The organism is Chishuiella sp. (assembly GCF_032109125.1).
Classification (GTDB): Bacteria; Bacteroidota; Bacteroidia; order Flavobacteriales; family Weeksellaceae; genus Empedobacter.
On the sequence record NZ_DAMCLZ010000001.1, the window covers coordinates 178,699 to 200,445 of the forward strand.

Consider the following 21,747-nt stretch of genomic DNA (forward strand, 5'->3'; position numbering starts at 1 on the left):
ACATGAAAATTAAAGATTTATTATCAATTGATCTATCGGTCGACATTAAGAACGTGATTAATATCGAGGATGTTTCTGAGAATGAAATTCAAAAGGAAATTGAAGATTATATTGTGACCGATGGTTTAGCGAAAGATTTTGAACAATTTATAGATAAATTCACATCTAACGCTGTTGAAACTGGTGTTTGGATTTCTGGTTTTTATGGATCAGGTAAATCCTATTTTTCAAAAATGATTGGGTATTTGTTAGCCAATCAATCTATAAATGGAACACCATCAAGAGAACGTTTATTACACCGATTTACTGGGATTAATGATGAAGTTTTCTTTAAAAATAAAATTGCAAAATTAGACCGTTACAATAATATTGTCGTGTTTCTTGATATTGCAAAACAAGATACATCAAAAGGGTTTAGTTATACCTTATTTAAGAACTTTTTAAAAACGATTGATCTTCCGCAAGACGAATATGGATACATGTTATTCAATTCGATGATTGCTGCAGGCAAGTCGGATATTTATGCCCATGTTCAGGACACAATCGGAAAAGATTGGGCTACATTAAAAGGAAATATGCGTACTTATTTTACGGCTTGTAAGGATATACATTTAAAGTCTGGTTTATCAGAAAAAGAATACGATCAATTATTTTCATCGGTTAGAAATGCCATTGGTGTATTTGCAGCGGCTGATTTAGCACGTGAATTAAAATCGTACTTAGAAGTTAAAACTGACGCGACTGTGGTATTTATGTTTGATGAAACTTCGGAAGCGGTGAATCAAAATAAACTAAAGTTATTGGATTTAGAAGGGGTCTCTGAGGCATTAAATACGTTGGGTAAAAAAGTATGGACCATTGCAATTGCTCAGGAAAAATTAGATGACGTGATTTCTAATGCAAATATTTCGAAGGCTTCCTTGGTTAAAGTGACAGACCGATTTGTGGAGAAAATTCACTTAGAAGCCACTGAAGTGGATACCATTATCAAAAGTAGAATCCTTAAAAAAACAGAAGAAGGCGTTCAGTTATTAAATCAATATTATCAATCCAACTCCGGTAAAATTGGAGATCACTCCAATTTAAATGGCTATGGTATATCGAATACGTCAACAGTAGATTCTTACGCCGCTTATTATCCATTTTATGAAAACCAATTCAGCCTACTACAAAATTTCTTGTTTGGGACGAAGGGATATGCTTCTACGAAAGTAGCGGCACGTGGGATGATCATTACGACTTTCGACATCCTACGTAAATTAGTAAAAGAAGATGATTTATATAACACGGTAACTGGATGGCAAATTGCACGAGAAGCTAATAATCAACCCGAAACCAGTATTTCAACCCGATATAAGACTGCAGAAAAGGTTTTGGAAAATCACTCAATTGATGGGAGAAAATTATCAGAAACTATAAAATTTCTACATGATTCTGATGCAGTTAAAGTAACCTCTTTAAATATAGCAAAAGCGTATTTCAATAATGCGGATGACGTGATCACGAAGCAGAATGAAATTAAAGAGGCTTTACAAATATTAGTAGAGGCTAAAATTTTAATTGAAACAGATCATACCTATAAAATTACGACTGATGTCGAGCAAAAGATATTAGACGAGATGAACAATTTTGCCGTGCAAGGATTCCTAAAAAAGGGAAGACTAATTGACTATTACAAAAAGTCAAGTATGATCAGTCAATTAAGTAGTGTAACGGATGGTATAAAGTTCAATTTTAATGTGCAATCCGATGATAAGGATGATATTGCAAACCCAAATACAAAAGAATTAGCGTTCCAAGTTAAGAGTTTATACACGATGCAAGACAATCGTGTGGCTGAAATCAATCAGTTAAAAACACAATACGACGAACAAAAAGGAATGGCTATTTTGTATCCAGAAAACGATCATTTTACAGAAATAGATAAATTGATTGACGCGATAATTCGTATTGAGCAAGTGGAAGCAAAATACCCAAGTAAGAGTACTGAAGAAGGAAAAGTTGTACAAAATTTATTACGTAACAAAGAGGATAAAGAACATGCGCTTAAAAATGCAATCGACAAAGCATTAGCCAACGCTACGTTAATTTATTGCTTTAATACTACGATACTGAATGATGCTAATTATGCTGCTGAAGTACAAAATCTACAGCGTAAAATGGTAACGAATGTGTACAATAAAAGACTGCAAAGTCAAATGCAGGAAGCAGTAGCCGTACAAGTGGTAAAAGAGCAAAATCCAAGTCGTTTAGCCACATTTTTTAATTCCAAAGAGTTTGGTTTTTTTGATGCAAACGGAAATTTTGTGGGAGAAAATTTAAGTGTGGTTGAAGAAATAACCAATCTTATTCGAAACTCATTTGTACCAGGATCAGATATCGAATCAAATTTAGCAGGTGCACCTACTGGTTATACTTACGGAACGGTAATCGTTACCTTAGCTGCCTTATTACGAGCGGGAAGATTAGCCGTTAAAACGCCTACACAAACCAATCCTATTTATGCCGTAACAGATAAAGGGGCTTTAGAAGTGTTTTCAAAAACAAATGAATTCAAAAAAGCATCTTTCAAAGCCAATACACAATCCCTTTCTGCACACCAGAAAAAGCAGGTCGTTGATTTCTTCTTGAACAACGAACTTGATTATACTGTTCAAAAAGTAGAGGGGTATAAAGTAGATTACAACACCAACGATTTCCAATTAGCGGTGGCTATTCGAGATGTTTCGAAAATATATGTACAAAAAATCCAACAGCTAACGGATAATGTGAAAGATTTTACCATCTATTTCCCGAAAGCCAAAGAACATAAAGATTACATCAATGCATTCACAAGTCAAGTGACACCTGATAATTACATCAGCAGAGTGAATGACTTTATTGCCCAGAAAGAAGAATTAGAAGCTGTAATTCTGAAAGTGGATAAAATGGAGAAATTCGTTAAAAAGAACTTGAAGAAATTACAAGATTGGGCCATCTATATTCAAGACGTTAAAACCGATTTATTAAAAGCCAATGCTTTAGATGCTTCGGTAACGGATAAAATGGAAGAATATGAGGCCTTGTTAAAAACAGATATTACCAAAGCTTTTGTACAATTACAACAATTAGCGCAAGAGATTAAAGATAAGTATCACGCTAAATTCAAAGGGCTTATCGATCAGTATGCTGTTGAGTTTAAAAAGCTACAGACTAAGGCGGAAGATATTAAATTGGATATCGAGGCTTTACCGAATCAATTGAATGCGGGTATTTTATCAGAGGTGAAAAAGGTGTTAACCTTTGCGCAACAACGTGCTGTAAGCGATTTAGAGTTGGATTTTTCTATCGTGAATAAAAAGTCGGGCTTCTCGTTTTCTGAATATGCGACAGCTACCGCTTTAATCAACCAAAACGACACGCACTTAGAGATTCAAAAAGCATCCATTATTCGTACAGCGCCAGCGCCAGTTACACCGCCAACAACGGATGGTACTGACACACCAACAACGCAAGTACAAGAGCCAGCTACGCCTGTCATTCGTAAAATTAAAACGCAAATTCCTACAAGTAAAATGACGGTAGTGGATTACAAAGCGTGGTTAACCAAAGAATTACAGAAAGTAGCGAATGCGCAACCTGACGATGAAATTGAATTTGAGGACTAAAACCGAACCATAGAAAACACGATAAATTAAATGAAACTTTCAGATCATACTAATCATATACGCCAAAAGGTTCAATCTGCTGTGAGCAACAGATTGGATCGTTTAGGCATCACTATAGAAGAAACAGAAATCAGCCTTTCGGCTGAACAACAAAAAGAAAAAGAACGCTTGTTAGAAGTGTTTCAATCTTTAAAAGACGAAACAGGAACAAAAGAAAAAGCGTACGAAAAGTTAGTAGATGAATTAACATTTACTTTATTCAACCGTATTGCTGCTTTAAAAGTATCAGAAGCGCATACCTTAATTCCAGAAATGATCACGCAACGTCCTGAAAATGGAAATCGTTCGTTTTCACACACAGCTTACTTAGAGCAGTTTCCTGACAAGCGTAAACAAGAACAAGAAGGTTTGGTGGATTTCATCAGCTTCGAGTTCGAAAACTTAGCAGAAAACTTACCTCTTTATAGTCTATCGGATTATTATCATCTGATGCCTTCTGCAATGGACTTAAAGGAAATTATCGACGCTTTTAATGCCGTAGAAGTAGACAAAGATGTGGATGATGCCATTTGGCAATCCGATGATGTATTGGGTTGGTTGTACGAAAGTTATAACAACTACAAGAAAGTAGCCCACAAAGATTCTAAAGCCAAAACAGAATACGATAAAGTATCCATACAATCTCAGGTGTACACACCAAAGTGGGTGGTAAAGTTTTTGGTGGATAACAGTTTAGGAAAACAGTATTTGGAAATGTACCCGCACTCGGACATCAAAAACAAATACGCCATTGCCAACGCACCTACTGAACGTGTTCGTGAGTCTAAACCATTAACTGAAATCAAATTAATCGATCCTGCCATGGGATCGGGAAATTTCTTATTGTATGCGTTTGATGTGTTTTATGATTTGTACCAAGACCAAATCGATAATTTTGGTGCCGATTACGACGAACGCGACATCCCGAAATTTATTTTAGAACACAATTTATACGGAGTCGATTTAGACAACCGTGCGGCTCAAATTGCACAGTTGGGACTGTACATCAAAGCAAGACGTAAAAAGCGCAATATCAAAATTGAACATTTCAATTTGGTAAGTTCCGATTTTATCTTACCACCTTACGAGCAGGTAAAACATATTTTCTTCCCTTCAGAAGAGAAAAAAACGACTGCCGAACAAGCGGTAGAAAGAGTCGTGATCAGTTTGTGGGACGATTTAATGCAAGCTCATAAGTTTGGAGCATTGATCCGTATTGAAGAAATTGTAGAACAACACTTATCGGCTTTCGAAAAATCAGAAGTGACCTTGTTTACTTCTGCTGAAAACGAAACCTACTTGTCTTTCCGTAAATCTTTTATTAACGATTTGTACAAAGCCGTAAGCAAGTACGCCTCTACAGGGGTGCAAAACTTTATCCAAGTACAAGCAGCCAATGCGGTAACTTATTTGGATGTATTAACCAACAAATACGATGTAGCAGTTGCCAATCCGCCCTATACAGATTCAGCCGATTTTGGTCCTGAATTAAAAACCTTTGTAGAAAAACACTACAAAAAACCGTATAAGTTTCATACCAATCTATACGCGACCTTCATCAAACGTTGTTGCGAATTAACCAACGAGGTAGGAAAAGTAGCTATGATTCATCCTTTAACTTTTATGTACATTAAAACATTTGAGAATGTTCGTAAATATATCATCGAGAAAACACATATTTCAGTTTTTGTAGATTATGGTTTAAGTAATTTATTTGGTGCTGTGATGGTTGATCCTGCATTCTATGTTTTAGAGAAAGGGAAAAAAACTAAAGAAGAATCATTATTTATTTCTTTAAATCAATATACTAGAACACCGAATGAAAAGTATAAGAAAGATTTTTGTTTAGAAGCATTAAACGACTGTATTGCAAATAATCCAAATAAGCACAACATTTTCCTAGACCAAGAAAAGCTAAAAATAATTGATTCTTGGCCGTTTATTTATTGGATTTCCGATGAATTTAGAGAGAAGTTTGGAGGCAAATCATTAGATGAATTTTTATTCATTGTTAAAGGATTAACAACTGGTGATAATAATAGATTTATAAGATACTGGTGGGAAGTAAATATAAATAATATTTCAAAAGATTATAGTACAGATAAATTAAAATGGGTTCCATATGCTAAAGGGGGACCATTTAAGAAATGGTATGGAAACCTATGGTCTGTTATAAATTGGAAAGATAATGGTTATGAAATAAAAAACTTAGTCGACGAAAATGGAAAACAAAGATCGCGACCGCAAAATGAAAAATTTTATTTTAATGAAGGCATAACATATACAGCTGCTGGTAGCAAAGGTGCATCATTTAGGACTCTGCCACAAAATCATATTACAGACGCTGGAGGATCGGGAATTTTTCCTAAAAAGTTTAGTAATACCAATTATATAATTGGTTTTCTAAATTCGTCATTAATTACATATATTTCTAATTGTTTGAATCCCACAGTCAATATCAATCAAGGAGATATATGGAGAATACCATTTATTAGTCCGAATAATAATCAAGAAAGTTTAGTTACACAGCTTGTTGAATTTAATATTTCATATATTAAAAAACTTGCTGAATCAGAATTAATTGATCCATTATTTAATGGAACAAAGTTAAAAGGCCAATTTGAGTTATTTCACAAAGAAATATTACAGGTATTAATTGATGTAAACAGTTATGTTGCCCAAACATTAATTAATGAAACAATCATTAATAATGTAGTTTTTCAAATTTATGATTTAACTGAATCGGATTATCAAATGGTAATCCAAAGTGTAGGTGTTTCTATTGGATCTTTACCAATAACAAATCAAGCGAAACAAGCCTTTTTAGCAGGATTAAAGAATCCATTGCCTGAAGTAGTGGAGTATATTAAAAACTTAGAAGAGCAAACCTTTGAAGAAGATGTTGTAAAAGAGATTAAAGAAGGCTTTAAAACTTTATATCAATCAAATAACGATTTAGAAGAATTCTGTATTCGTCATCAAGTTAACCCGATCAATGTATGGTATTGGTTCAAAGAAGCCAATATTCTACCAATGGGTAAAGCCAAAGAAATTGCTTTAGAGTTTGTAACCGATCATATCCGTACCTTATTAGCACAGGATGATGATGGCATTATTCCATTGTATGCACAAGCGTTAGAAACTCGCTTAATCGATCGTTTGGTGAATCACTTACATGAGCAAGGATTCTCCGCAGCACAAATAGCAGAATTAGATCAGTTCTTAGGGAAGCCTTTAGAGAAATATATCGAAGAACATTTCTTTGAAGATTTATCTAATCATTTAAATCTTTTTATGTTCCAACCAAAGTCACCATTTATTTGGCACTTATCTTCGGGGAAATACAAAGCTTTTGAAGTGTACACATCCATTTACCAATGGAACCGCGATAGCATCTTCAAATTAAAAGCCGTTTATGTAGCCAAACGCAGAGAGCAGTTGCAATTGCGTTTATCAGACATCCGCGAAGCAGATTCAGCAGCTGCACAAGCGGAGAAAGAACTTATTGCCAATCAATTCATCGAGTTAGAGGCGTATGAGGCAAAATTAGATGAGTTAATCGCAGAAAATTACAACCCGATATTAGACAGCGGTGTGGCTAAAAATATTGCGCCTTTACAGAAAAAAGGAATGATAAAAGCCGATATTTTAAAAGCACCTCAGTTAACAAAATACCTAAACGCAGACTGGTAATGGTAGATCAATGGATACAGCAAGAGCTACAAAATAAGTTGAGCCGTAGAAACTTGGTCATGGTAGTAGATCCAGACGGCCAATTAGAACAATTGCTCCCAATGTGGGAGCAACAGGTTTTGCAAGTAATTACAGTAGATGCCACCTTAAAAGAAGAGTGGCAACGTGTAAAAGAAGAATTGTTTATTCGGGTTGCCATAGAACAGGCCCCGAAAGAACCTACAATTGTCTATTCCCAAAGACCGAAACCGCAATTAAGTTTTTTATTTGATTACACCGAAACCCACGGCTTGTTAGATTATACCAATGCCGAAGAATGGTTGCGTCAAAAGTTATTTGCCGAAACAGGCTTACAAATACAGTTAAGCAAAGAAGAGCTGTTAACTGCTGCTAAAGCAAGTATGGGGAAAGACATCAAATGGTGGAAATCGGTCTTACAAGGTTTAGCAGATGTCGTGAATTTAGAGCACGAAATTTTACCGTTAATCTCAAATCCAGAAGTTTGGGAACAACAACAAGCAGAGGAAGTAATTCAGTACGTTCGTCATAAATTGTTTGCCTTTGTTGCACAACCCGTTTCAGATAAACCATTGAAGGTACTCGTACAAGAAGTGGTCGAGCAAATGTTGCACAACATCGTACAGAACAAAGCTACAGAAGATAGAGTATGGTACACCAACTGGTTAGACAGTAACCAATACATAGCTGTATTGAAACAATACGTAAAGCATTTTACGATACCACAGGGTATCAACCATTGGGAAGTAGAAAGTAACCATTGTTTTGAGGAAATAGACCGCAGACAATTGGTAGATGTGGTGGCGAATTTGCATAATGTGGCATTTAAAACAAAATACCACAGTACCATTAAGAAAAGAATAGGAAACCATCGTAATCCGTTAGTACCAACGTGGTGGAAAGATATCAGTATTGTTTTAAGTTTTGATCCTTCAAAAATTACGAAGCTATTCAGTTTAAAAGAGGTCGTAGCATATTACACCACCGAATATCAAGCTTTGGATCGTGCGATACGCAACTTGTATCAAGAGTTTTTAAACGAAGAAAGTATCTTAAAACCGATACAAGAATACTACCAAAGTATCAACCAAGAATTGATTGATAAATGGTTCGCCTACAAAGACGATTACCAAAGCAATCAACAAGGATATTTGGTTGATTTGATTAAAAATTCAACGAAGAAATTGGCGGTAATTGTAGGCGATGGCGTACGTTGGGAAATTGCAGAAGCGGTTGCCAATGCCATTGATAAAACCTACGAAGTACAAAAACAAGTGATGTTAGCCGATTTACCATCAGAAACCGAGCATAATATGTCGGCTTTATATGTGGGAGATCAGCAGGTCTTAGCCAAACAAAGCGACCGTGAAAAGGAATTGCTTAAACGTACAGGGAAAGAAATCGCATTCAAGAAATTAGTGGATACCAATGCAACAACACAAGATCCTATTTTAGTTTTAACCTACAAGGATATTGACAGCGCAGGTGAAAAATTGCAGTTGGATGCCATTAAATTATTCGCAGAATTCGAAAAAGTTTTAATCAAAAAAATTGAAGAACTTTTACGTGCGGGTTATGAAGAAGTACATTTAGTAACCGATCACGGATTTGTATTAACAGGTTTATTATCAGATTCCGATAAGTTAGAAGTATCTATTGAAGGAAATCACAGTAAAAGTGAACGTTACATTCGCTCGGTAGAAAAACAACAGACGGATATCTTATGGAGCATTCCAAAAACTTATGAGCAATACCAGTACATCAATGTAGCACAATCCGATAGTCCGTTCCGTACACCAGGAGTTTATGGTTTTGCGCACGGAGGTTTTGCACCGCAAGAGGTCATCATTCCAAATTTTATGTTCAAGCGTAAAGGGAATGCACAACCTGCATTACAGGTATTTATTTCAAATAAAAACCAATTAGCAGACGTATCAGGTGAATATTTTAAAATCAAATTAGAAACCCAAGCAAGTGGAGATTCGCTATTTGATGGACAGCGTACCGTAAATATTACCTTATACCAAAACAATATTCCAATGCAATCGGTAGAAGCCATCACGATTCAGAAAGACCAACAATGGGATAAAGAATTTAGCTTTGAAGGACATCAACAGATTGTGGTATTGGTAGAAGATGCGACTACAAAAGAAAAAATAGACCAAGTGGTCGTGAACAAATCATCTGCCCGAGATATGGGAGGATTATTTTAATTTCTAAAGATATAACAATGATTCAATTAGATAATTTAGATACACAAGCCATAGATAACTTTAGAGGTTATGTGGTGAAAAAAGATTTAGTAGGTATTGTTAAAGGGGGAGCCAATGTGCCCGCCTTTGTTTTAGAATACTTATTAGCGAATAGTTGCAGTACAGATGATGAAGAGAAAATAAAAGAAGGCTTAGAAAATGTACGTACCATTTTACGCGATCACTATGTAAATCCTGAAGAGAGTTCATTAATCCAATCAAAAATCAGAGAGAAAGGACGTTATAAAATCATCGATAAAATTTCGGTAGAATTAGATGCGACGAAAGATACCTATTGGGCAACTTTAGTAAATTCAAACATCAAAAATGCCAATATCAGTAGTGATTTGGTAAAATACCACGAAAAGATTTTGTTAGGAGGTATTTGGGCAATTATCGATGTAGAATATGATCCATTAATTACTATTGGATCAAAAGTTTTTCCTTTCGTAGTAAGTAAAATTACACCCATACAATTATCGTCTTTTGACAATTCATCGATCGTTGATAAACGTAAGAATTTCGAAACTGCAGACTGGAAAAAATTATTATTGCGAAGTGCGGGATATGAGCCAGAAAGCGAAGGAATGGACGAGCGTATGCAAGATTTATTATTGTGTCGTTTAATTCCACTGGTGGAAAAGAATTTTAACATCGTAGAATTAGGGCCTCGTTCATCTGGGAAATCATACATCTATAAAGAAATAACACCTTATGCGATATTAATATCGGGTGGTCAAGGTACGGTTGCGCAATTATTTGTGAACAATGCTTCAGGACGTGTAGGAGCTGTAGGACTTTGGGATGCGATTTGTTTTGACGAAAGTACTGATAAGCTTTTTAAAGATAAAGATGCTATTCCATTAATGAAAGATTATATGGAATCGGGATCATTCTCTCGTGCGAAGAATGGAGAGATTTCAGGTTCAGCTTCGATCATATTAAACGGAAATATCAATCAGCCTGTAGAAACGGTTTTACAGACTTCTCATTTATTCAGTCCGTTATCAGATGAAGTTAATGAAGATACAGCCTTCTTAGATCGTATCAACTTATTTTTACCTGGTTGGGAAATTGTAAAATTTAGTCCATCAAACTTTACGAAGCACTATGGGTTTAGTACAGATTTCTTTTCAGAATTACTAAAATCACAGCGTAAAATAACATTCACAGATGCATTAGATCAATATTTTGCCTTAGGGAACCATTTAAAGCAACGTGATGCTAAATCAGTGCGTCGTATTGTTTCAGGATTTGTAAAACTATTACACCCACACGGAGAATATACGAAAGAGGATATCCGTAAATACTTAACGATTGCAATGGAAATGCGTCGCCGTGTAAAAGAACAATTAAAACGTATTGGGGGTATGGAATTCTGGGACACCAATTTCTCATACATTGACAAAGAGACACAAGAAGAAGTTTTTGTTGGTTTGCCAGAGGAAAAAGGATCGTCTTTAATCGAAGCAAATCCATTAGCTCCAGGTACATGTTATACCGCTACCAACGATGGCGAAACCAACGCTGTTGTGAAAATAGAAGTAGTTGCAATCGCAGGTAATGGTAAATTAAACATTACAGGTACATCGAACCAAGCCGTAAAAGAGAATATCAAAAATACTTACAATTACCTAAAAGCGAACGAAAAATCAATTTTGAATGAACGTCATTCTTTAAGCAATTTTGATATTAACTTACAAGTTTCGACTATTTTGGGTTCTAATGTAACAGATGGAATTGGAGCTGCCGTTTATGTGGCAATTATTTCAGCATTATATAAGAAAAACTTAAAAGGCGGATTAGCTGTTTTAGGTAATATTTCAATTGGTGGAGCAATTGAAAGAGCCAATAATTTTGCAGATCGTGTGTCAAATTTGTCAGAAAATGGTGCTAAAATCATTTTAGTTCCAATGCTAAACATGTCCGAATTTGGTACTTTGCCTCAAACTATTTTCACTAAAACAGATGTACCATTCTATACGGATGCACAAACATTGTTACAGAAGGTGATATTGGATATTTGATATAATAAAATTCTTCACCAATACGAACAGATTATACAACTTAAAACGTCCGTTATTCCATACAAAAACATATAATATATGTAGAATAACGGACATTTATATTTGAAATTAATTATTTCTTAGTTTCTTCAATCGACGTTGAAAATTTTGTAAATAATTAGGCTCAGATTCAAAAGAAGATAACTTTAATTTATTATAGATTAACCAATTGATCTAATTGTTTCTGAATTTCTTCATTTTTTATTTTACGATGTGATGCATTGTACACACATTTTCCATCTTTTATAATAAGGATTTGTGGTGATTCGTGTAGAACATTGTAACGGCGTTCAACCTCATTAGAGAGAGGTCTATACGTTAATAAATCTAAATAATTCAATTCGAAATCGCTTTCTTTTACAATATCCCAAATAATATCACATAGTCCACAAGTTGTACTGTGTTTATAAATAATTTTTGGTTGATTAAAAGATGCTTGATCAATTTGGTCTAATTGATCCAAAGTTGTAATATCTATTTTTTTCATTTTTGTTTCTATTATTTCAATTATAAAATTACGTCGAAAAGAAGGAATAACCTATAAAATGATAAATTATAAAAAGGAAATAAAGTTTCAGATTTGAATTCGATTTGACTTTTAGGTAGTGCCATATATATTAAAACCTCAAAATTATAATTATCCAGAGATGCCCGAAAATGAACATTTAACGATGAGATTAGCTGAAATTTGTGGTATTTTAATTGTTAATTCTTCATTGATAAGATTAAAATCAAAAGAGCTGTGTTATATTACTAAGAGAATAGATCGAGAACCTCACCCTCTGCAAGATGCATTTAATAGAATTTTTAAAAAGCATTAAAAATTAGATAAATCCTACAAAATTAATATTTTTCAGGATTTTTTTATTTAGGAAGATTTTGAAAATCTTCCTAAATTCTCAAAAGTTTTATGGCAAGTTGGTGGCAAGTTTTAAAATAAGTAAAAATTGTCACGAATAGAATTATAACAATTTGAAAATCAACATGTGATATATTTTAACACCTTGATTTAAAGTACTTTTAGTTTGACATTTATAACCTTAAAAATGTTGAATTATGTTAGAACAAAGTTATGGGCTGAACTTCTTTTTGAAAAGCTCTAATGTTAAGTATAAATCCATTTTTCCAGATTATTATCATTATTTTTTATATTATAATAAATTTTCAAGGTCAAGTTTATTATAATAATAAGAACCCATTATTTTTCTAGATCTAATTTTTCCAGAGATTCTAAGATTTTGTAAAGTAGCAGCAGAAATATTTAAATATTCCCTGACAACCTTACTTCTTAACCATTCGAATTCTTTATTTTTATTAGAAATCTTTAATTTTTTTGTTTAACAGATGATTAATATCTGATACAATTTGTCTTCTCAGTACTTCAAGATCGCTTTTTGTTATTCTATCCATGCTATAAATTTTAATTTGAGTACAAATATTTTTCATCTAATAATGAATAGATTAAAAACCAAATTATTTGGTACTTCTTTTCGTTCATTTTCCGATGAGAAGATATAATTGATATAAACAATTCGTGAAGATCTTTGTTTTAAACTATAACTTTTCCACAATTTACTGTTTATATCTCCTATAAAATAGATAAAAAAAACAATTTAAACAATATAAGTATAACAGTAAAACCATTTAAGTTGTTTAGATTAATTAACACGAAAAAGAATTTATATGGAGAAAAGTTTTTACTTCAATGTATTGGATGAAATACAAGTTGAAGAGAAAAATGTAGAGTTATTAGCAGGAAATACAATTGACAATTCCTATCGAATGATTACATTTTTACAAAATTTATTACATGAATTAAGAAGTTTGTCAGCAAAAAAAGGTTTTGCAAGCCATGAGGAAGAAATTTATTTTTTCAAGAAAATTAAACCCAGTATTCTTGGTAAATTAATTTATTACAATAAAGTATACCGAATCGAAACAACCTGTCCTTTTCATGATGGAAAAATGCACAATAAATATTTTTCAAGACAATTGGCTAATTTGAAAAGAGATTTTATAGAGCATATATGTAATTCAGATTTTTATAGGTACTATCGTTCTGGACGAGAAGATAGAGATAGCACTTACTTTAGACGAGGTAATATCAATTATCATGATGGACTCAATAGTATAGTGTTTGAAATTGATCCTGAATTTTCTACTTTTTATGATTACAAAATTGCTCGAATCTTAGCCAATGAATTATTATATTCTTATCTATTAAGTAAGATAAATCCCGATGAAGAAGTAGATGGCTTACTTTTAAGTTCTGAAAACAACAAAAAAGATATATCGTGGACAGATAGTAAAAATGCTCTTATTGAATTAATTTATGCACTGTATGCTTCAGGTGTAATTTCACATGGTAAAATAGGTATTCGAAAAATTAGTTTAGTTTTTCAAATAGTATTTAAAGTTCCTATTGGAGATCTTCATCATTCTTTTCATCGCATGAAATCCAGAAGTGGCTCACGAACCATGTTCTTAGACTATCTAAAAATCTCGTTAGAAGAATATATGGATAAGGATTTATAAAACATATTTTTCTAAAAAATACTTAAGTATTATCTATGCCAATTGGTAAAACGTTTTATTGAAAATTAATTATTCAAAAAAAGCATTTTTTCTACTATCAATCAGCATTTCACTCTCTTTTATATCTAAAATAAACTCTCTTGCCAATTGGCATAACTTGGCTTATTAGACATTTTTAATCATTCAATTTTGTATTAAGATTTATTAACTCAAAATAATTAATATGAATATTGATCGAATGGAATTTTTAGCTTGGATGGAGCGTCTTATGACAAGGCTTGATCTACTTGGTGAAAATATAAATGATTTTCAGAAAAGTAAAACCACTATCGATGGAGAAGAATTACTGGATAATCAAGATATCCTTCAAATGTTGAAAATTAGTAACCGCTCTTTACAACGATACCGATCAGAAGGAAGACTTCCTTACTATACCATTAGTGGTAAATTATATTACAAACTATCCGATGTTCATGAATTTATTCGAAACAGTTTTAATTCTTCAGCTTCTAATCGGAGAGACAAAAAATGACAGAATGTGCCTAGTAAAGCCAAAAAAAATACCTCATGAATGATTCTATTATTTTCGATGAACATTAAAAAATAATAAAAATGAGTGATAATCAACTAGATAATTTAGCACAATTATCAGATATTTTACTGGTATTGGATAAAGAAAGAATGAAGATTGAGGCAGTGAAGAGTCTTCATCAAAATGGTCAAATGGAAACTGTTTCACCTACAAAGAAAAATCAAAACCAGTTTATGCGAATAGATAAACATGGTGATTTTCTATCCAATTTTTTTTCAAATTTCTATAATCAACTTAAGAATCCTTCCAATTTTTCTTTCTTCAAAGTACCAGCTCCTATTGCGATAGAAAAAGCAAAAGAGATTCAAAATCACTATAAATCACCTTCTACTGAAAGTGAAAAAAATATCGATGAGTATGAAATAAAACCAGATTCACTTGAGCATAGTAATTTAAAAAACAAAGATAATATGGAAACAGAAAAAACTGAATACCGTTTCGATTCAGAGCAAATTGATTGGGAAACAATGAACAATTTAGGATTAAGTAAAGAACGATTAGAGAAATTAAATCAACTTGATCCATTATTAAAAGGTTATAAAACAAATCAACTTATTCCAGTTAGTATAAATTTTGGATCAGCAATACTTCGAACAGATGTTCGACTTTCACTACAACAAACTGATGATAGTAAAATTGTACCTGCTTTACATGGTATTCGAAAAGAACCTAATTTAAATTACGAGTTCTTTGGACATCGATTCACAGATGAAGATAAAAAGAATCTTTTGGATACTAGAAATATGGGTAGAGTTGTAAATTTAATTAATTCCAAAACAGGAGAAACAATTCCATCAATTATTAGTATTGATCGCTTAACAAATGAGCTGATTGCATTAAAAACAGAATACATAAAGATTCCTGATGAAATTAAAGGAGTTAAGTTAAATGAAAAGCAGAAACAAACCTTGAAAGAAGGAAAGCCACTAAAGATTGAAGGAATGACTTCAACTAAAGGAAAAGAGTTTTCTTCTTATGTTCAGTATAATGCAGATAAACGCTATGTAGAATTTTTATTTGATAAAAATTTAGATTCTAAACAAAGTCAAAAAGAAGCTTTTGAAGCGCCAAAAATATTTAGAAACAAAGAACTTTCGAAAGAACAGTACAATGATTTTAAAGACGGTAAAACAGTTTATATTGATGGATTAGTAGATAAAAAAGGACAACCTTATCAAGGTTACATTACATTCAACAAAGAATCTGGAAAAACTAAATTTTCATTTCCAAACCAATTAAAAGAAACTGCACAACCAAGTGATGCACATAAAACACAAGTAGCTGTAAATTCTAAAGGAAAGACGAATGAATCTACAAAACATCTTCAAAAGGAATTGAAACCAAAACAACAATCACCAAAGAACAAAGAAGATAAAAAAGCAGTTGAAAAAGTTTCAAAATCAGTAAAATCGAAACGTCATAAAATGTAATTATAAACTAATTATCATGAAAGCTGAACGAATTCCTGAATTAAAACTTATCTGTGAACGTTATTTAGAACATATTAACTTTAAAGAAGAAACGTATTTTCAATTAGAGCTCTTACATATTAAAGCATTTATAGAATTTAAAAGTGTATCTAAATTTAAGTGTGATACAGAAAAAGAAATAAAGAATATTTTAAAGTTAGTTGAGCGAATAGGAAAAACTGAAGTATTAGCTGTAGAAATCAAAAAAGTAGTAGAAGAATCTCCTCTACTTTTTAATTTGATTGATTTACAGAAAAAGGCTAATGAAGAGTTTAATTTCACCCCAGAAGAAACTTTAAGCATTGCACAAAGTCTTTATGAAAAGAAGTTTATTACATTTCCTAGAACTGAAAACAAATTTATTTCAGAAGATTTATGGAATGAGATTCCAAATCTTGTTCGAATCCTTCAAGAAAGAGAGAAGTATAAAAAAGCTGTAAGTAATTTAAAAAGGAGATTCTTTAATAAGAAAATTGTAAATAATCTAAAATTAATTGAGCACCATGGGTTACTTATTACAAAAAGAATTCCTTCAGCTTTATCAATCAAAGAAACAATTATCTACCAGATGATTGCTTTTAGGTTTTTAGAATCAATTTCTAAACCATGTATCAAAGAAATGACAACAATTGAATTGGAAATATTACAACATAAATTTTCTTCTAAAAGTTGTAAAATTATAGAAGCTGGTTGGCGAGCTATTCAAGGAAATTTTTCAGAAGAAACTGAAATAAAACAAGATTTACCGTCTTTTAAAAATGATGATGAATTAAAAGTAAAGGAATTTGTACTCTTAAAAAAGAGAACTAAGCCTCCAAAATTGTATACAGAAGTAGATTTATTAATAGCAATGGAAGTTTCAGAAAAAGGAATTAAGAAGCTATTGACTAAAAAATATATTGTAAGAAAGAATAAATTCTTACTTCCTACAAAAAAGGGATTAAAATTTTATGAGCATTTAAAAAGTAAAGCTAAAGCAAATCCTATCTTACCTGTAAACTATCCAAAACTAAATTGTCCAAAATGTAACAATAAGCACTTAATTATTAATGAAAAGAAAATTAGATGTTCAACTACGTCTTGTAATTGGATGCTATTTAGAACATTTTGTGGAGTTTTAATTTCTATTAAGGAGATTGAAAATTTAATTAATATAGGAAAAACTTCGCTTATTAAAGGAATGCAAAGTAGGTCAGGAAAAAAGTTTAATGCTTTTATTGCTTTGAATGAGAAAATGGAAAGTCTATTTATTATTGAGAATAAGAAGTAGAAAGTCTTTTGTACTAAGAATTGTTATTATTTAATTCATTCAATTTTATACGATGTTTTAATTGTTTAATAAAATCATTCGGTCGTAGTGATGTTACTTGAAAAAAAGCATCTGAAAAGTGTCGTGCAGATGAAAAACCACCTAATTCTGATAAATCTCTTATAGAATGTTTGTGGTATTTTTCACTATTTTCAAGTAGGTTCATAATATAATTTATTCTGAGTTGGTTGATATAATTTGAAAAATTTGTTCCCTTTTGTGTATTAATGATACGCGATAAATAAGTCGTATTTGTTTTGAAAGATTTGGCTAATTGTGTAAGTGTTAAAGTTGATTGCAGATATAATTCTTTCGCCTCAAATTGATCTAATTGAATTAATATCTCTAGAACTATTTCGGTTGGAATATCTGTGGTTTTTAGATTGATTGATTTGTTTTTATGAACTGATTTGTTTTTGAAAAAATGAGTATAAATATAGAATAGACCAATAAAACTTATTAAAATAACACTAAACACTAAAATTGGATAGAAGTAAAGTTTGAATTCTACTTCTTTTTTCAATTTCAATAATTCTTTCACATCATATTCTTTCAAAATAACGGGAGATAATTTTTCAAAGTTTTGATGTGTAAGCTGATCTAATTTGAGTAGTTGATTAATGTAGTAGAGTTCATCCTCATAGTGAGATTTTTTTTCAGAATAGTTAATTAAGCTTTCATAGACTGGTCGCATTTCAATATCTAGAAATTCGTTTTGATTGAATATTTTGTCAACTTTTTGAAAATATTCAATTAATTTCTCATAATCGTTTAATTTTTCAAATGATTTTCCAATATAAAAATAGACTTTACTGAGCGTATTAAAATCCTGTTGTTTTTCTAAATAATGGATTTCTTTTGTTAAGATTGAAATGGTATTCTTGTAATCTTTTTCAAAATATTTATCGATTGCACTAAGGTAAGAAAAGTAATGAATAAAATGAGAATCTTGCATTTGCTTACTTAATTTGATCCCATCATGACTAAGTTGCCTTGCGAGATCAAATTTCTGTTGAGATTGGAGAATACTTGTTATGTAATAAAGCGTATTTAAATAATATGTTTGATGATTAGTATCTGACGCGTTTTTTTCAAAATAGCTGGAGCATCGCTGAAATAAGATATATGCCTCATTAAGTTGTTTCAAATGAAATTTAATTAAGGCAAGATTAAATATTACTTTGTGATATAAATATTTAGATGATTTACTATTTAACTTTTTCTCAGCTAATAAGTAGTTTTGTAATGCAGGTTGAAATTTCTTGTATTGATAATGAACCATTCCTTTCGATAAATAACTTTGAATGAGTAAATCATTTACTCGAGTTTTTTGAGCAATAACAATCGTACTATCGGCGTATTTTACTTTAGTATGATAGTCATTTGAAAAATAGATTCCTTCCTTGTATGCGTAAAATAAAGTTTCGTTGTCTTTTCGAATTTTTGCTTTTAATATGTATGCATTAATATACCTCCAAACTTTAGGATTATTTTTATCGAATTGAAAAGAATCAATTTTTTGAACCAAATAATCATTTGTCTGAGCACTTAAATTGTCAATGGAATAAACTTCTTTAGGGTTTAAACAAAGCAATAAAAATCTGAATGTTAAATGTAGACATGTTTTCAAATTCTTGAATTTTTAATGAAAACAGCAGTAGAATCATAGGTAAGTTACTTATTATTATTTAATTACAATAATTCTAAATCGATTTTATCCTATTTTTTCATAAATCAAAAAGTGAATTTATAAATCTGATACGCTCAAATATTACTCAAAATAGTGAAATTCTGAAAAATCACTAAAATTTAACAAATCGTAAACACCTGTAATAAAGTGTTTTATAGATAATTGATCAACGTATTTATAAAATCGTCATTTCATTTACATTTTTGAATTTATGATATAACTTTTGAAGTAGTGATGAATCCTAATTTTACTTTACTAAAATGAATAATCTAAAAATATTAACGATGAACACGAAAAACCTTTTATTACTTAGTACTGTTAGTTTCTTATTTTATCAATGTATAAATAATCAAGAAGATGAGGAATTTAACTCCATCAATTCACCAATTTTACAACAAAAAGATTCTCTCATAGAAATAGATAGTATACGTTATTTCGAATCAATAAAAAATGAAAAAGAGAATGAAACTGATCCACCGAAAGATAAAGATCCTTATATAAAAAAAATGGTACTCATTACCAATTGATTAATAAATATAAAAATAACGTTTAAATATGAAAGATGAGAAAACTAATTCCAACTTTAAGAATACTCATCTGCTACCTTTTTATCGTATTATTTGTTTATGCAGCATTTAGCAAATTAATTGATTTTGAAAATTTCCAAATTCAATTGGCTCAATCTCCTTTATTAAGCGCATATGCAGGATTTGTATCTTACGCTGTCATTATAACAGAACTCATCATTGCCTTTTTACTTTGTCAAAAAAGAACTCAGCAAATAGGATTATTTGCTTCTTATGGACTAATGTTAGCATTTACAGTTTATATCTATATTATTTTAAATTATAGTGACTTTATCCCTTGTTCTTGTGGTGGTATTCTTGAAAAATTAGGTTGGACAGAACATCTTATTTTTAATTTATTTTTTATAGTATTAGCTGTAATAGCAATCTTATTTGATCAAAATGCATTTAAAAATAAAGTAATTACTTCCATTATATTGTTTATTGTAATTAGTATTTTTAGCACTGGTAGCGTCATCATGTTATTTATAAAGTCAGAAGCAAAAATTACTGAGCAAAATCCTTTTATTCGTAAATATTTAAAAGATTTAGTTATTCGTAAAAAGACCTATACACTCAAAAATAGTACACAATATTTCATAGGTTCCACAAACAATAAATTATATTTAGCAGATCGATTAGCGCCTCTTTCTTTAGCAGAAATTGATTTAGATAATTACCAATCGAGGGATATTAGAATTAAAATTGATCGTGATGACTTTCCTTTTCGTTCTGTCAAAGTTTTTATTTCCAATCCAAATTTTTATCTAGTTGACGGTACAGTTCCTGTTATTTTTAAAGGGAATATAGCTAATTGGGAGGCAACAGTATTTTCCACTGATCCAACTCTTTATTTCTCTAAAGCTGTAGGCTCTTCAAACAATAAATTATTTGTAAGAAAACAAGATTTTACACAAAAACGAAATGTAATTGCTCAATTTGATTTGAATGGTCTTACTAAAGAAACTCATAACGATTCATTACTTGATGATCAAACCAATGGTATTTTTGATACAGATGGAATACCACTTTATGATTTACAGAAAAATAAGTTTCTATATGTCTACTATTATAAGAATCAATATTTTGTAACAGATGATAATCTAAAAATGGATACATCATCTAAAACTATTGATACAACTCGTACTACTCCATTAAAAGTTGTATCCACTAATAACAAACAAAAGCTATTAAATCCTAATAGTACTGTAAATCGTTTAGCTACAGTGGACAATGGATTGTTATATATAAACTCAACTAAAAAAGGTCAGTTTGAAGACAAGCAGGTTTGGAAACAAGCTTCTGCAATTGATATTTATGATTATGAAAAACAAGTTTATAAAGGCAGTTTTTATCTCTATAACATAAAAGGACAGAAAGCGAATGAATTAATGGTGATTGAAAATAAATTATATGCCATAATTGGTTATCAACTGGTAATTTATGAATTAAATACTCAGTAAATAAAATAATCTATCGGCCGATAGCAGGAGTAAAACCGAACACCTGTAAAATATAGTAGGTTAACTTAAAAAATTACAAAAATGAAAAATTTAAAACTTCAAACAGTTTTGCCTATTGCTGCATTTTTATTGGCTGGAATAGGAGCGTTTGCTACACAGCAAACAACAAGTAGTCAATCTAATCAAGATGCTGCTTTAATTGATGGATTCATTCGACACAGTTCGTCTACAGACTGTGAACCGATTAGTGTCGATTGTACAACTCAAGTAACTGATCAACTTTGTATGACGGAGGAAGCAACTCCTGAGCAAGTTTGGCAAAAAAATGGACTTGGTCAGTGTGTCATAGAATTGTATAAAACCAATTAATAAAAATAGAGGTTCCATTTTAGGGAACCTCTTACTTTT

General features: G+C 31.4%; 15 protein-coding genes. 12 read left to right on the forward strand and 3 right to left on the reverse strand.

Features of this window, described 5'->3' with window-relative positions; all coding sequences use genetic code 11:
- Positions 1-2 precede the first annotated feature (2 nt).
- The 4 genes from brxC to brxL are packed head-to-tail and all read left to right on the forward strand — an operon-like array spanning position 3 to position 11,676.
- The gene (gene brxC / locus RT575_RS00800) at positions 3-3,647 is read left to right on the forward strand and encodes a BREX system P-loop protein BrxC (RefSeq protein WP_313578048.1); all 3,645 of its coding nucleotides are present in this window, start codon (positions 3-5) and stop codon (positions 3,645-3,647) included.
- 30 nt (positions 3,648-3,677) lie between these two features.
- Positions 3,678-7,379 (forward strand): BREX-1 system adenine-specific DNA-methyltransferase PglX, encoded by a 3,702-nt coding sequence (pglX, locus tag RT575_RS00805; RefSeq protein WP_313578049.1) that lies wholly within the window; start codon positions 3,678-3,680, stop codon positions 7,377-7,379.
- Positions 7,379-9,610 carry a PglZ domain-containing protein gene (locus RT575_RS00810; RefSeq protein WP_313578051.1) on the forward strand — a complete coding sequence of 744 codons (2,232 nt, stop codon included), beginning with the start codon at positions 7,379-7,381 and terminating at the stop codon, positions 9,608-9,610. The genes pglX and RT575_RS00810 overlap by 1 nt, the downstream gene beginning before the upstream one ends.
- Before the next feature lie 17 nt (positions 9,611-9,627).
- Complete coding sequence (gene brxL / locus RT575_RS00815) at positions 9,628-11,676, forward strand: protease Lon-related BREX system protein BrxL (RefSeq protein ID WP_313578053.1); 2,049 nt, start codon at positions 9,628-9,630, stop codon at positions 11,674-11,676.
- A 193-nt stretch (positions 11,677-11,869) separates the two neighbouring features.
- Here brxL and ytxJ read toward each other — a convergent pair whose 3' ends face one another.
- Positions 11,870-12,202 (reverse strand): bacillithiol system redox-active protein YtxJ, encoded by a 333-nt coding sequence (ytxJ, locus tag RT575_RS00820; protein WP_313578054.1) that lies wholly within the window; start codon positions 12,200-12,202, stop codon positions 11,870-11,872.
- 118 nt (positions 12,203-12,320) lie between these two features.
- Here ytxJ and RT575_RS00825 point away from each other — a divergent pair, with 118 nt between their 5' ends.
- Positions 12,321-12,536, forward strand: coding sequence for a HipA domain-containing protein (locus RT575_RS00825; protein ID WP_313578055.1), 216 nt, complete (start codon positions 12,321-12,323; stop codon positions 12,534-12,536).
- A gap of 330 nt (positions 12,537-12,866) precedes the next feature.
- Here the strand turns inward: RT575_RS00825 and RT575_RS00830 are convergent, their stop codons facing one another.
- On the reverse strand, positions 12,867-13,037 hold the full coding sequence (locus tag RT575_RS00830) for a helix-turn-helix domain-containing protein (protein ID WP_313578658.1): 171 nt from the start codon (positions 13,035-13,037) through the stop codon (positions 12,867-12,869).
- 361 nt (positions 13,038-13,398) lie between these two features.
- Between RT575_RS00830 and RT575_RS00835 the strand changes: the two genes are divergently transcribed.
- The 4 genes from RT575_RS00835 (at position 13,399) to RT575_RS00850 (ending at position 17,581) form a co-directional block, all read left to right on the forward strand.
- Complete coding sequence (locus tag RT575_RS00835; RefSeq protein WP_313375328.1) at positions 13,399-14,250, forward strand: RteC domain-containing protein; 852 nt, start codon at positions 13,399-13,401, stop codon at positions 14,248-14,250.
- 223 nt (positions 14,251-14,473) lie between these two features.
- Positions 14,474-14,782 carry a helix-turn-helix domain-containing protein gene (locus RT575_RS00840; protein ID WP_313375326.1) on the forward strand — a complete coding sequence of 103 codons (309 nt, stop codon included), beginning with the start codon at positions 14,474-14,476 and terminating at the stop codon, positions 14,780-14,782.
- 80 nt (positions 14,783-14,862) lie between these two features.
- Positions 14,863-16,272, forward strand: coding sequence for a DUF3945 domain-containing protein (locus RT575_RS00845; RefSeq protein ID WP_313578057.1), 1,410 nt, complete (start codon positions 14,863-14,865; stop codon positions 16,270-16,272).
- A gap of 16 nt (positions 16,273-16,288) precedes the next feature.
- Positions 16,289-17,581, forward strand: a complete 1,293-nt coding sequence (locus RT575_RS00850) for a DNA topoisomerase (protein ID WP_313578059.1) — start codon at positions 16,289-16,291, stop codon at positions 17,579-17,581.
- Positions 17,582-17,594: 13 nt separating this feature from the next.
- On the opposite strand, the gene RT575_RS00855 is transcribed toward RT575_RS00850, so the two are convergent.
- Positions 17,595-19,250, reverse strand: coding sequence for an AraC family transcriptional regulator (locus RT575_RS00855; protein ID WP_313578061.1), 1,656 nt, complete (start codon positions 19,248-19,250; stop codon positions 17,595-17,597).
- A gap of 344 nt (positions 19,251-19,594) precedes the next feature.
- On the opposite strand from RT575_RS00855, the gene RT575_RS00860 reads away from it, so the two are divergent.
- The 3 genes from RT575_RS00860 to RT575_RS00870 all read left to right on the forward strand — a co-directional run bounded on the left by RT575_RS00860 (position 19,595) and on the right by RT575_RS00870 (position 21,708).
- Complete coding sequence (locus RT575_RS00860; RefSeq protein WP_313578063.1) at positions 19,595-19,837, forward strand: hypothetical protein; 243 nt, start codon at positions 19,595-19,597, stop codon at positions 19,835-19,837.
- Positions 19,838-19,872: 35 nt separating this feature from the next.
- A complete protein-coding gene (locus tag RT575_RS00865; protein ID WP_313578065.1) occupies positions 19,873-21,339 on the forward strand; it encodes a DoxX family protein in 1,467 nt (488 codons plus the stop codon).
- An 81-nt stretch (positions 21,340-21,420) separates the two neighbouring features.
- On the forward strand, positions 21,421-21,708 hold the full coding sequence (locus RT575_RS00870; RefSeq protein ID WP_313375322.1) for a DUF6520 family protein: 288 nt from the start codon (positions 21,421-21,423) through the stop codon (positions 21,706-21,708).
- Positions 21,709-21,747 lie beyond the last annotated feature (39 nt).

Bases quoted from the DNA above. Each gene is read 5' to 3' on its own strand.
- RT575_RS00835 (WP_313375328.1), top strand. From the start codon at position 13,399: ATGGAGAAAAGTTTTTACTTCAATGTATTGGATGAAATACAAGTTGAA.
- RT575_RS00850 (WP_313578059.1), top strand. From the start codon at position 16,289: ATGAAAGCTGAACGAATTCCTGAATTAAAACTTATCTGTGAACGTTAT.
- brxC (WP_313578048.1), top strand. From the start codon at position 3: ATGAAAATTAAAGATTTATTATCAATTGATCTATCGGTCGACATTAAG.
- ytxJ (WP_313578054.1), bottom strand. From the start codon at position 12,202: ATGAAAAAAATAGATATTACAACTTTGGATCAATTAGACCAAATTGAT.
- RT575_RS00840 (WP_313375326.1), top strand. From the start codon at position 14,474: ATGAATATTGATCGAATGGAATTTTTAGCTTGGATGGAGCGTCTTATG.
- RT575_RS00810 (WP_313578051.1), top strand. From the start codon at position 7,379: ATGGTAGATCAATGGATACAGCAAGAGCTACAAAATAAGTTGAGCCGT.
- RT575_RS00845 (WP_313578057.1), top strand. From the start codon at position 14,863: ATGAGTGATAATCAACTAGATAATTTAGCACAATTATCAGATATTTTA.
- RT575_RS00865 (WP_313578065.1), top strand. From the start codon at position 19,873: ATGAGAAAACTAATTCCAACTTTAAGAATACTCATCTGCTACCTTTTT.
- RT575_RS00860 (WP_313578063.1), top strand. From the start codon at position 19,595: ATGAACACGAAAAACCTTTTATTACTTAGTACTGTTAGTTTCTTATTT.
- pglX (WP_313578049.1), top strand. From the start codon at position 3,678: ATGAAACTTTCAGATCATACTAATCATATACGCCAAAAGGTTCAATCT.
- RT575_RS00870 (WP_313375322.1), top strand. From the start codon at position 21,421: ATGAAAAATTTAAAACTTCAAACAGTTTTGCCTATTGCTGCATTTTTA.
- brxL (WP_313578053.1), top strand. From the start codon at position 9,628: ATGATTCAATTAGATAATTTAGATACACAAGCCATAGATAACTTTAGA.